Source organism: Lacisediminimonas sp., assembly GCF_030645335.1.
In the GTDB taxonomy this organism is placed as follows: Bacteria; Pseudomonadota; Gammaproteobacteria; order Burkholderiales; family Burkholderiaceae_D; genus Lacisediminimonas.
Genome location: NZ_JAUSNH010000240.1, coordinates 1 through 12,078 on the forward strand (window position 1 = coordinate 1; position 12,078 = coordinate 12,078).

Below are 12,078 nucleotides of genomic sequence, written 5' to 3' on the forward strand. Positions count from 1 at the left end.
GGCTCGGTCCTCCTTGGCCGTCAACATTAAGTTGCCACGCCGAAGGTTGATAATGACCTCTGACCCAGCGGGTAGCACCGAGTAGACACTGAACTCGGCGCCACCTGGCACCGGCGCCAGCGAGATGCGAATGTCCTGGCCGGTCGAAATACCGCCCAGTACGCCGCCGGAATGATTGCTGGCGAATCCGCCCGGCGTGAGCTCGTCGCCGTGTTCGCTGCCCTTTTGCACCACGCAGCCGAAGCCGGCGCCGATTTCGACGCCCTTGACGGCGTTGATCCCCATCATCGCGTAGGCCAGGTCAGCGTCGAGCTTGTCGTAAATCGGTTCGCCCAGGCCGACCGGCACGTTTTGCGCCACCACCTCGATACGCGCGCCGCACGAGTCCCCTGCCCGGCGCAGTTCATCCATGTAATCTTCCAGTTCGGGAACGATGCTGGCGTTGGCGGCAAAAAACGGATTGCTGTGGACGTGTTCCCACGACTCGAATGGAATCACCCGCTCGCCAAGCTGGCTCATGCAGCCGTGGAACACCGTGCCGTATTGCTGGTGCAACCATTTGCGGGCAATCGCTGCCGCGCCGACGGCAGGCGCAGTCAGGCGCGCCGATGAACGGCCGCCGCCACGCGGATCGCGAATGCCGTATTTATGCCAGTAGGTGTAGTCGGCATGGCCGGGCCGGAAGGTCTCGGCGATGTTGCTGTAGTCCTTGCTGCGCTGGTCTTCATTCTGGATCAGCAAGGCGATTGGCGTGCCGGTAGTCTTGCCGTCGTAGACACCGGACAGGATCTGCACCCGATCCGGTTCCTGGCGCTGCGTGACATGGCGCGAGGTGCCGGGACGACGGCGGTCGAGCTCCGGCTGGATGTCGGCCTCGGACAATTCCATCCCGGGCGGGCAGCCGTCGACTACGCAACCGATGGCCGGGCCATGCGACTCGCCGAAGGTCGTGACACAGAAGAGTTTGCCTATGGTATTGCCGGACATGATGGACCTGAGGGCGAAATGCGAAGAGTGATGATTTTACCAGTGATCTGCCGGTCCCCGGCAGCGGCCGGCGCTAGTCGTTTTCCGGGCCGGCCGGTTTGCCGCTGATCCAGGCCACGAACCGCCGCAGGAATTCCGGCATCAGCAGGAATACCGCCAGCGTCACCACCGCATTCAGGGCTGCCGTCACCAGGAACAGCTGCGCAATCGTCAGTCCGCTCCCGAGCAACACCATTGCCAGCAAGGCGGCAGCCACCATGAACAGGGCGTTCAGGATATTCATGCCGGCGTTGGTGCGCGACACATGGTCGCGGTGGCAGCGCGTCTGGATCATGGCAAACAGCGGCACGATATACACGCCGCCGGCAACACCGATCATCAGGCAGTCCAGCAATATCCTGATCCCGCCTGGCGCGCCGATCATGCCGAGGGCATCGAGCGGCCCGCCCGCGGCGAAGCCGGTGCTGGCGACGAACAGGTCAAACCCGAAAACAGACAGGCCGATCGCGCCCAGCGGCACCAGGCCGGGTTCGATCCGCCCACGCGACAGCCGTTCGCACAATAGCGAACCGGCGCCGATGCCAAGCGAAAAAATCGTCAGCAGCAAGACGAACACAGTGTGGTCGCCATTCAGGTTCATGCGCGCATAGACCGGAAACTGCGCCAGCACGATGGCGCCGTAAAACCAGAACCATGAGTTGAGCAGCATGGCCAGGAACACCGCGCGGTTGCCCTTTGAAAAACGCAGGTTCTGCACCGTGGAAGTCCAGGGGTTCCAGTTGATTTTCAGGTTCGGCACGGCAGCCGGCGTCAGCGGTATGCCACGGCTGGCAAGCCAGCCCAGGATGGCGAACGCGAGTGTCGCGCCGGCGACCAGTACCAGGCCGGCCGGCTTTTGCACCACCAGCACGGCGCCCAGGATTTCGCCCAGCAGGATGCCCACGAAGGTGCCCATTTCGACCACGCCGTTGCCGCCGGTCAGTTCATCGCGCCGCAAGTGCTGCGGCAGGTAGGCGTATTTGACCGGACCGAACAAGGTCGAATGCATCCCCATGCCGATCACCGCCGCCACCAGCAGCCATAGCTGGTGCGCCAGCCAGCCATAGGCGGCAATCGCCATGATCGCGATTTCGAGCAGCTTGACCCAACGCGCCAGGCGCGACTTTTCCATCTTGTCGGCAAGCTGGCCGGCGCTCGCCGAAAACAGCACGAACGGCAGGATGAACAAGCCCGGTATCAGGTTATTGAGCAAGCCCACATCCATCGTCGTCCATGACAGTGCGTCATAGGTGAGGATGGTCAGCAAGGCGGTCTTGAAGACGTTGTCGTTGAATGCGCCGAGGAACTGGGTCCAGAAAAATGGCGCGAAACGGCGCTGGCGCAGCAAGCTGAACTGGCTGGGAGGGGCAATCGTATCGGGATTTCGCGCCGGATTGGCGCCGCTTCTTGCAGCCGCGCCCGATCCGGGCTTGTGGTCGGGCGAGCTCATTGACTGGTCAGGCGCCGCAAGCGCGGGCCGGTGCGCTTGCGGCGCCGGCCACCTTTGGCTGCGGCTATTATTCTTCGCTTTCGGATGGCCAGTCGCGGATATACGCCTTGAGCATCTTGTTCTCGAAACTCTGCGCCTCGAATACGGCCTTGGCAATGTCGTAGAACGAAATCACGCCAAGCAGCGTCTTGTCTTCAATCACCGGCACGTAGCGCGCATGGCGTTCCAGCATGAGCCGGCGCACGTCGTTGATCTCGACGTCCGGCGTGATCACCAGGGGGTCGTGCTGCATGTGCAGGCGCACGGTTTCGGTACCGAGCGAGCCCTGGTTGGCATACAGCGTGCTGATCACTTCCCTGAATGTCAGCATGCCCACCAGGGAGCCGTTTCCCATTACCACCAGGGAACCGATATCGCGCTCGGCCATCGTATTGACCGCCTGCAGAATGGGAGTGTCCGGCGTTACGGTGTAAAGAATGTTGCCCTTGACCTTCAGAATCTCCGAGACCTTCATTGCGCCGTCTCCATGCTTTTTGTTCTTCCGTTTGCAATGTAGCGTAAGCGCAGGTAAAAATCCAGCAAGCACGACAGCCGACCCGGCCTCGATCATCCCTGTACCATCGCACTGCGATGCACCGGTGGACAAATCGATCCGGCTGGCCATATGCTGCACGCCACCAATTTGGTCCGACCAACGACTTCGAATCCGAACAGGAACCGCAATGAGCGACCCGCATCCGCCCGGCTTTGACACTCTTGCGCTGCACGCCGGTGCTGCGCCCGATCCGGCGACCGGCGCGCGCGCCACACCGATCTACCTGACATCGTCCTTTGTCTTTCGCGACTCGGACCATGCGGCGGCGCTGTTCAACATGGAACGCGCCGGCCATGTGTATTCGCGCATCTCCAATCCGACCAATGCGGTGCTGGAGGAGCGCATTGCCGCGCTGGAAGGCGGGGTCGCCGGCATCGCGGTGGCCAGCGGCCAGGCCGCCATGCACCTGGGGCTGGCCACGCTGGCAGGCGCCGGCTCGCACGTGGTGGCGTCGCGCGCGATCTATGGCGGCTCGCAGAACCTGCTGGGCTATACCATGCGCCGCTTCGGCATAGCGACCACCTTCGTCGACCCGCGCGATATTGACGCCTGGCGCGCCGCAATCCGTCCCGAAACCAAAGTCCTGTTCGCCGAGACGCTCGGCAATCCCGGGCTGGATGTACTCGACATTCCGGCCGTGTCGGCGCTGGCGCATGACAACGACCTGCCGCTGATGGTGGACTCGACCTTCACCACGCCCTACCTGCAAAAGCCGTTCGACCTCGGCGCCGACCTGGTATTTCATTCCGCCACGAAGTTCCTGTGCGGCCACGGCACCGCAATCGGCGGGCTGCTGGTCGATGGCGGCACTTTCGACTGGCAGCGCGCCTATGAACGCTCCGGCCGCTTTGCCGAACTGTGCGAGCCGTATGACGGCTTCCACGGCATGGTGTTCAGCGAGGAATCTACCGTCGCCGCCTTTGCCTTGCGCGCCCGGCGCGAAGGATTGCGCGACTTTGGCGCGGTAATGAGTCCGCACAATGCCTTTGCCATCCTGCAAGGCGTGGAAACCCTGTCGCTGCGCATGCAGCGCCATGTGGAAAACACCCGCAAGGTAGTGCAATTCCTGGTCAGCCACAAGGCAGTCGAGTCGGTCTCGTATCCGGAACTGGAAAGCCACCCCGACCATGCGTTGGCGCAACGCTTGCTGCCGCGTGGCTGCGGCGCGGTATTTTCGTTCTCCATCCGCGGCGATCGCGCCGCCGGCCAGCGCTTTGTCGAGGCATTGAAAGTGTTTTCGCACCTGGCCAATGTCGGCGACGCCAAGTCGCTGGTGATCCATCCTGCTTCAACCACGCATTTCCGGGTGCCGGTCGCCCAGCTTGCCGCCGCCGGCATCACCGAAGGCACGATGCGCCTGTCGATCGGCCTGGAAGATGCAGACGACCTGATCGAAGACCTGCAACGCGGCTTGCGCGCTGCGCAGAAGGGAGCCTGAAATGCACCTCGACGTCATGGGACAGGGCGCCTACTGCTACACCGGCGGCAAACAGGTCGATGCGGCGCTGCCAGCCATCATCTTGATTCATGGCGCGCAAAGGGATCACTCGGTCTGGGGCCTGCAGAGCCGCTATCTTGCCCACCACGGATTTTGCGTGCTGGCGCCGGACTTGCCGGGACATGGCCGCAGCAAGGGCGCGCCGCTGGCGTCGGTCGAGGCCATGCGCGACTGGGTGCTGGCCCTGATGGATGCGGCTGGCATCCAGCGCGCAACACTGGTCGGCCACAGCATGGGTGCGCTGGTGGCGCTGGAAGCCGCTGGCAGCGCGCCGGCGCGGGTGGCCAGGCTGGCGCTGCTGGGCGTGGCATTCCCGATGAAAGTGTCGGACGGCCTGCTGGATGCCTCGCTCAACAACCCATCGCGCGCGGCCGAGATGGTAAGCATCTGGTCGCACTCGACACTGGCGCCCAAGCCCTCGGCGCCAGGGCCGGGATTCTGGCTGGACGGGGGCGCGCAGCGACTGATGCAGCACATTGCCAGGTCGAGCGACGCGCCGGTGTTCAACATCGACCTGCTCGCTTGCAACAACTATGCGGGCGGTGAAAAAGCGGCGGCTGCCGTGGTTTGCCCGACCATGTTCATGCTGGGCAGCATGGACATGATGGCGCCAGCGCGCAACGCAGCCACATTGCGCAGCGCGATTGCGGATTCGCAAACCCTCATGCTGGCTTGTGGTCACGAAATGATGAGCGAGCAGCCGGACCAGGTGCTCGATGCCTTGCGCGGATTCCTGAAAAGCTGAGGTCCGGCCGGGCTGTTGCTATCGGGCGCCAGCGGCCATCATGGCTGTGGCGAGGGCAACGGCTCCTTGGCGCCGGCGGCTGACAATCCGGCCAAAGGCTTGCCTTCGCCGGCAAACCAGTCGGACAAGTTGCGCGACAGCCCGTGCTCGATGGCCGCCTCGACTTCCCGGGTCAGGCGCTCGTCGTCGGACGCACCGAACACAAACAGGCGATACACATCGGCCAGGCGCAGTTGGTCCGGGTTGGCCAGCAAGGTCCAACGATCGAGTATGTCTTGCGCACGACCGAGCAGCCGGCCACGGATGCGCCGGCCGCGCGGTTGGTCGGATTTGATCCGCGCCACCCAACCGGCATCGAGCATGCGTTGCAGCAGGCTCTCGGATTCATCATAGCCAAGCCGGGTTTGCTGCCGTATCACCTGCACGTCGACCGCCGCTGAATAAGCGCCGCGGCGCGCCTCGACCAGCACCGACAGCAGCTTCATCGCATCGACGAACGCACTGCCGGGCAAGGCCACATGCCACCAGCGTTCATAGCGCACCACCGGCAAGGCGGCCGACAACACGGCGCCCATCAGCACGATCAGCCAGCCGACATAAATCCACAACAGGAAAATCGGCACCGCCGCCAGCGCGCCATAAACGATGGTGTAGGTTTGGAACTTGGCGATGAATATCACGAACAATCGCTTGGACAACTCGAAGGCAAGCGCCGCAAATATCCCGCCGGCCAGTGCATCGCGCCAGTCCACCGCGCGATTGGGCACCACCTGGTACAAGAGCGTGAACATCATCGCCGTCAGCAACAGCGACAGCACCGTGAAAAAGCGGCCGCCGGCGCTGCCCATGCCGCCGACGGCCAGGTTGGTGGCGTCAAGCAGGTAAGCAGACGCCGTGATCGAAATGCCGATCATCAGCGGCCCGAGCGTGAGCACCGCCCAATAGATCAGCATGCGTTGCGCCAACGGCCGCGACCGGCGCACGCGCCAGATCTGGTTGAAAGCGCGGTCGACCATCGCGATCATCGCTATCGCCGTCACCATCAAGGCCACGCCGCCGATTGCCGACAGTTTCTTGGCCTGCATCGCGAACTGGTTCAGGTAGCCCAGGATCGAATTGGCGATGTTGGGCGGCATCAGATTCTTGAAGAAATAACTTTCCAGCGCTTTGCGGAAAGTATCGAACAGCGGAATGGTGGTGAAAATGGCGAAGGCGATCGTCAATACCGGCACGATGGCCAGCACCGTCGTGAATGTCAGGCCGCCGGCCGCCTGGGGCAAACGCTCTTCGGTCAGCCGGCGCGCCGCGAATCGCAACAGGTCGCGCAACTGGGCAAGCGTGAGTCCACGCACGGCGGTAAGGGCTTTTGAAGGCATGCGAAGCGGGGTTGGGACCCGTCCGGTGGGCACGGCGATGGAAACAAAGCGCCCTATAATACCAAGCATGTCACGACCCAACCTCACACTGCTGGTTTTGTATTACTCCCGCCACGGCTCTACCCGCGCGCTGGCCGAACTGATTGCCCAGGGCATTGAAAGCGTACCCGGCTGCGACGCCCGGCTGCGCACCGTGCCGGGGGTGTCGACCGTCGCCGAAGCGACCGAGCCGGATATTCCCGATCGCGGACCGCCCTATGCCGAACTGGCCGACCTGCAGCAATGCGACGGCCTGGCGCTCGGATCACCCACCCGCTACGGCAACATGGCAGCGGCCATGAAGTACTTCCTGGACGGCACCTCGTCGCTATGGCTATCGGGTGGGCTGGCCGGCAAGCCCGCCTGTGTATTCACCTCCACTGGCAGCCTGCATGGCGGCCAGGAAACCACCCTGGTATCCATGATGCTGCCGCTATTGCACCACGGCATGCTGATGCTTGGCCTGCCCTATACCGCGCCCGGACTGATGAGCACCGCCAGCGGCGGCTCGCCCTACGGCGCCACCCACTGGTCAGGCCTCAACGGCGACAAGGAAATCAGCGAGGACAGCCGCAAGCTTGCCATCGCGCTGGGCCGGCGCCTGGCCCAGACCGCATGCCGGCTCAGGGAGCAGTCATGAATGGCATGACTGACATGAATCCGCGCCTCCACCACAGCCTGTACATCACTGCACTGGCCAGCATGATTGCGCTGATCGTCTTGTGCATCGCCTGGGAAACCGTGGTGGCGCCGTTGCGGCCCGGCGGTTCATGGCTGGTGATCAAGGTCATACCGCTATTGATCCCGCTGCGTGGCATCTGGAAGCGCGACGTCTACACGTTGCAATGGTCCTCGATGCTGATCCTGCTGTTCCTGGCCGAAGGCTCGGTGCGGGCCACGACCGAACACGGCTGGTCGCAGATCATGGCGATCGGCGAAGTGCTGCTGGTTTGCCTGTTCTTCGTGTCCACCCTGCTCTATTTGCGTCCGTTCAAGAAGGCGGCGAAAAAACTGGCGCGGGAAGCAATCAGCAAGGCATCGGAGTCGGTACATGAATGATTTTCTCGACGCCTGCCGCACGGCCATCGGCGACACACAGGTACTGGTGTCGCAAGCCGACATGGCGGGCTACCTGACGGACTGGCGCCAACGCTTCACCGGCAGCGCCCTGGCCGTGCTGCGACCCGGATCGACCGTGGAAGTCGCCCTGCTGGTCGGCCTGTGCCGGGAATATCGCGTGCCGATCGTGCCGCAGGGCGGCAACACCGGCCTGGTGCTGGGCAGCGTGCCCGACGCCAGCGGCACGGCGGTCGTGATATCGCTGGCGCGCCTGAACCGGATCCGCGCTGTCGATTGCGTCAACAATACGATGACCGTGGACGCCGGTTGCGTGCTGGCCCAGGTGCAGGCAGCCGCAGCGGAAAACGCCCGCCTGTTCCCGCTGTCGCTGGCATCCGAAGGCAGTTGCACCATCGGCGGCAACCTGTCGTCCAATGCCGGCGGCACCGGCGTGCTGCGCTATGGCAATGCGCGGGAACTTTGCCTGGGCCTGGAGGTGGTGACCGCGGATGGCGAAATATGGAATGGCCTGCGCGGCCTGCGCAAGGACAACACCGGCTACGATTTGCGCGACCTGTTCATCGGCGCCGAAGGCACGCTCGGCCTGATCACCGGTGCGGTCCTGAAGCTGTTCCCGCAGCCCAGGGCGCAACTGACCGCCCTGACCGGGCTGCGCACGCCGGACGACGCCCTGAAGTTGCTGACGCTGACCCAGCAGCATTGCGGTGCGGCGCTGACCGGTTTTGAATTGATGTCCGGCTTCAGCCTGGAACTGGTGGCGCGCCATTTCCCGCAATTGCAGCAGCCGCTGCCCCAGCCCTATCCGCAATACGTGCTGCTGGAGCTGTCCGACAACGAATCGGAAGAGCACGCCATGGCCATGCTGGAGGCAGTGATCACCGCGGCCATGGCCGACGACCTGTTGCAGGATGCCGTGGTGGCGTCCTCCATTGCCCAGTCGCGCGCAATGTGGAACCTGCGCGAACACATTTCGCTGGCGCAGGCAGCCGAAGGCAAGAACATCAAGCATGATGTGTCCTTGCCGATTTCGAATATCGGCGAATTCGTCCACGTAACGGACAATCTGCTGCAATCCGCATTCCCCGGCGTGCGGATGGTGACCTTCGGTCATCTGGGCGATGGCAACCTGCACTACAACGTATCGCCGCCCGCGGGCATCGACGCCAATCATTTCATTGAACGCCAGGCTGAAGTCAACCGGGTCGTGCATGACAGCGTTCATCGCTACGGTGGCTCGATTTCAGCAGAGCACGGCCTGGGCGCCCTCAAGCGCGAGGAAGTCCTGCTGTACAAGTCCCCGGTTGAAATGCAACTGATGCGCACAATCAAACAGGCACTTGATCCTCTCAATCTGATGAATCCGGGGAAGGTGCTCTGACATTTTCAGAGGACCTTCATGCGGCATGCACTGGCGTTGTTTGCGCTTTCCCTGGTTTGCCTTCCGTCCCACGCGCTGTACAAATGCACTGCCGGCGCCAGTACGGTCTATTCCGATGCGCCCTGCCCTGCAGGCCAGCCTGCGCAGTTGCTGACACCCTCACCCGCGCCGGACGCTGCGCAAGCGCGCGAGGCTGCGCGCAATGCCGCACGCGACAAGGCGGAAGTGAACCGCCTCCGGAGCGAACGCGAGCGACGCATCGCCCAGGAAGACTCGGCCCGCGCACGTGCCGAGGCTGGCCGCCTGGCGCATCAGAAAAAATGCAAGCTGCTGGGCATGAAAAAGCGCTGGAGCGATGAAGATGCGGCGGGGGCGAGCATCAAGCAGGAAGCGAAGGCGAAGCGCTCTGCGCGACGCAAGGCCGAGCAGCTTGAGCTGGAGTGCGGAACCTGACTGATTGGCGCGTGCTTGATCGGAGCTGATTCAACGCGCACGGAACGCGCCAGTCGCAACCCATTCCCTGCCCCGTAGACAGATCAAGTGGCTTCAGAGCCGCGTCGGCAAATCCGATCGCTGCCCTGATTGCCCTGCCTCTGCTTGCCGCACCGGTTTCTGCCGGGTATCCCTGGCCACTTCATACCAGCCACCGGGCCCGGTAGCGTCCTTGCCGATAAGCAATCGGACATCCACACCGGTGCGCAGCGCGCCACTGTCCAGCACCGCCAGGTTTGAAGAAAACCGTCGGCCAAGGCTTCGTGCCTGCTGTTCAAATCCGGCCCGGTACTGGATCACGGTCTCCTGCTGCCGGTAAGGGACGGCGTTGGAGAGTCTGGCCTTGGGCAGGCCATCGGCGATCAGCAAGCGTTTGACTTTCGCCGCCAGGCCGGTGCTGCCATTGCCATTGCTGATCTCGAACCGAACATGCCTGGCCAGCGCCAATGGCTGCTCGGTGGCAGCAGCGGCCAGTCTGGAACCCGGCGCTGCCTGCTCTACCTGCGCCTGCGCTGTCTGTGCTGCCTGTGCTGCCTGTGCTGCCGAGGCCCGATCCATGCCAGCGCCAACCATGGCGCCGCTCCCGGACTCTGGCAATGCTTGCACAAGCGCAGCCGGTATGCTGCTGCTGGAAGGCGCGATAGCGGCCTGCCCGCCAAGCGCCACTGGCGCATAGGGAGTACTGATATCGATCGCGGCCGCACCGGCGACAACAGGGGGCGCTGCCGGCCTGCCATCGGCCAGAGTGCGGGAAGCCGGTGCCACGGCAGCCGCGGCAGCCACCGCCGTTACGGCCACTCCCGTGCCCGAGCGCGCCTGTTCGAAGGCCAGCTTGGCCTGATCGCCCAAACCCTGCTCGGCGTAGGCTGCGCCAAGATTGTTGAGCGTCCTCGGATTGCCAGGTTCCAGCTTCAACGCCTTTTGATAGGAAACTGCCGCGTCAACATAGCGTTTCTGCAGGAATCGGGTGTAGCCCAGGTTGTTGTACAACCAGGCCACCCGCGGCGCGATGGCAAGCGCTGCTTCGAATTCCCGGGCCGCCGCATCATATTGGCCGCGTTGCGAATGGAGCGTGCCCAGTGCGCTGCGCGCCTCGACGAATTCGCGATCGGCCTCCAGCGCCCGCTGGAAAGCGGTCGCCGCCAGGTCGAGCCGGTTCTGCCCCTGGTAATACCTGCCCAGTTCGAGAAAGCCGGCGGCTGCCCCGTTGGTGTTACTGGTGCGCCAGAGCGCTTCCACACGCGGGCCGTCAGCCGACCGGTCCGCTGGCGTCGCGCATCCGAACAGCAGCGGCAAGGCGCAGGCGAGCGGCAGTGCAAGCGAGGGTTTTATCGGTTTCATGGTCCTGTCCTGTTTGCGAATTCGATTCGATTCAATTCAATCAGACTTGATTTGTCTCGGTCCGGTGGCTGACGCCCGACTACATGATTCCCTGCCCCGGAGCGCTCAGGACCTTGAACAATTGCATCATTGCCGGCCCCAGCAGCACCAGCATGATTGCCGGGAAAATGCAGAATATCAGCGGAAACAGCAGCTTCAGCGCCACCTTGGCCGCAGCTTCCTCGGCCTTTTGACGGCGGCGCGTGCGCAATGAGTCCGAGTGCACGCGCAGTGAATCGCCGATGCTGGTTCCGAATCGCTCCGCCTGGATCAGCATCGCGACCAGGCTGTCGATATCCTCCACGCCAGTCCGGATCGCCAGGTTGCGCAGTGCGCGCTCCTTGCTGCTGCCAGCACGCAAATCCAGCGTCACCAGATGCATTTCCTCGGCCAGCGCCGGCGCCGCAGTGACCATTTCGGCTGCGATCCGCGCGATCGCGGCGTCGACAGCCAGGCCGGCTTCGACGCAGACCGTCATCAGGTCCAGTGAGTCCGGAAAATGATCAACGATTTCCAGTTGGCGCCGCCTGATCATTGCGCTCAACAACAGGTTCGGTGCGTAGAAACCCGTGGTCGCCGCCAGCAGCAGGATCAGCATCAGCGTGGTGGTACTTTCAAAGCTGACACTGGCAAGCAGGATGGTCAGCCAGGCCAGCAAGGGAAGCAGCACCGCAAGAATGGTTTTTGCTGCAAAGTAGATTGCGGCGGCATTCGAGCCGCGCAAGCCCGCATTCATGAAGCGGGCTCGCATCGGCGAATTTTCCCATCCAATCTCGGGCACCGAAAGCTTGGCGAACGGGCCGCTCAGGCGGGCTATGCTGGCCATCCAGTCGCTGCCAGGAGCGTATGGGTTGGACAGGGCCGCTCCATCCACCGCCATTTCCTGCATGCGTTGCTTCAGCGGATCCGGCGAGGTCCAGCGGAATACCGCGACCGAAATGCCAAACACGATCAGAAATACCGCCGTCAGATAGAAAAAATACAGTGCGTTCACGCCGCCCCCCTTGGACTACTGATCT

11 protein-coding genes and 1 pseudogene are annotated in these 12,078 nt (G+C 63.3%); 6 read left to right on the forward strand and 6 right to left on the reverse strand.

Features of this window, described 5'->3' with window-relative positions:
- The 3 genes and pseudogenes from aroC to Q7T64_RS16260 form a co-directional block, all read right to left on the reverse strand.
- Positions 1–987: chorismate synthase (gene aroC / locus Q7T64_RS16250; protein WP_304797855.1), on the reverse strand; the 987-nt coding region annotated here is incomplete at its 3' end.
- Between the two features lie 106 nt (positions 988–1,093).
- A pseudogene (locus Q7T64_RS16255) lies at positions 1,094–2,398 on the reverse strand (MFS transporter); the annotation flags it as partial.
- A 145-nt stretch (positions 2,399–2,543) separates the two neighbouring features.
- The gene (locus Q7T64_RS16260; RefSeq protein ID WP_304797857.1) at positions 2,544–2,990 is read right to left on the reverse strand and encodes a CBS domain-containing protein; all 447 of its coding nucleotides are present in this window, start codon (positions 2,988–2,990) and stop codon (positions 2,544–2,546) included.
- A gap of 208 nt (positions 2,991–3,198) precedes the next feature.
- On the opposite strand from Q7T64_RS16260, the gene Q7T64_RS16265 reads away from it, so the two are divergent.
- Both Q7T64_RS16265 and Q7T64_RS16270 read left to right on the forward strand, forming a co-directional pair.
- Positions 3,199–4,509, forward strand: coding sequence for an O-acetylhomoserine aminocarboxypropyltransferase (locus Q7T64_RS16265; protein WP_304797859.1), 1,311 nt, complete (start codon positions 3,199–3,201; stop codon positions 4,507–4,509).
- Between the two features lies 1 nt (position 4,510).
- Positions 4,511–5,314 carry an alpha/beta fold hydrolase gene (locus Q7T64_RS16270; protein WP_304797860.1) on the forward strand — a complete coding sequence of 268 codons (804 nt, stop codon included), beginning with the start codon at positions 4,511–4,513 and terminating at the stop codon, positions 5,312–5,314.
- 38 nt (positions 5,315–5,352) lie between these two features.
- On the opposite strand, the gene Q7T64_RS16275 is transcribed toward Q7T64_RS16270, so the two are convergent.
- Positions 5,353–6,690 (reverse strand): YihY family inner membrane protein, encoded by a 1,338-nt coding sequence (locus tag Q7T64_RS16275; RefSeq protein WP_304797861.1) that lies wholly within the window; start codon positions 6,688–6,690, stop codon positions 5,353–5,355.
- A gap of 67 nt (positions 6,691–6,757) precedes the next feature.
- On the opposite strand from Q7T64_RS16275, the gene wrbA reads away from it, so the two are divergent.
- The 4 genes from wrbA to Q7T64_RS16295 are packed head-to-tail and all read left to right on the forward strand — an operon-like array spanning position 6,758 to position 9,640.
- Complete coding sequence (gene wrbA, locus Q7T64_RS16280) at positions 6,758–7,369, forward strand: NAD(P)H:quinone oxidoreductase (protein WP_304797862.1); 612 nt, start codon at positions 6,758–6,760, stop codon at positions 7,367–7,369.
- A 5-nt stretch (positions 7,370–7,374) separates the two neighbouring features.
- Positions 7,375–7,788, forward strand: a complete 414-nt coding sequence (locus tag Q7T64_RS16285) for a DUF2069 domain-containing protein (RefSeq protein ID WP_304797871.1) — start codon at positions 7,375–7,377, stop codon at positions 7,786–7,788.
- Positions 7,781–9,187: an FAD-binding oxidoreductase gene (locus Q7T64_RS16290; protein WP_304797863.1), complete on the forward strand. Its 1,407-nt coding sequence runs from the start codon at positions 7,781–7,783 to the stop codon at positions 9,185–9,187. Before Q7T64_RS16285 ends, Q7T64_RS16290 begins: the two co-directional genes overlap by 8 nt.
- Before the next feature lie 18 nt (positions 9,188–9,205).
- The gene (locus Q7T64_RS16295) at positions 9,206–9,640 is read left to right on the forward strand and encodes a DUF4124 domain-containing protein (protein WP_304797865.1); all 435 of its coding nucleotides are present in this window, start codon (positions 9,206–9,208) and stop codon (positions 9,638–9,640) included.
- Between the two features lie 93 nt (positions 9,641–9,733).
- Here the strand turns inward: Q7T64_RS16295 and Q7T64_RS16300 are convergent, their stop codons facing one another.
- Positions 9,734–11,020, reverse strand: coding sequence for a LytR C-terminal domain-containing protein (locus Q7T64_RS16300; protein ID WP_304797867.1), 1,287 nt, complete (start codon positions 11,018–11,020; stop codon positions 9,734–9,736).
- A gap of 79 nt (positions 11,021–11,099) precedes the next feature.
- Positions 11,100–12,053 (reverse strand): type II secretion system F family protein, encoded by a 954-nt coding sequence (locus Q7T64_RS16305; protein ID WP_304797869.1) that lies wholly within the window; start codon positions 12,051–12,053, stop codon positions 11,100–11,102.
- Positions 12,054–12,078 lie beyond the last annotated feature (25 nt).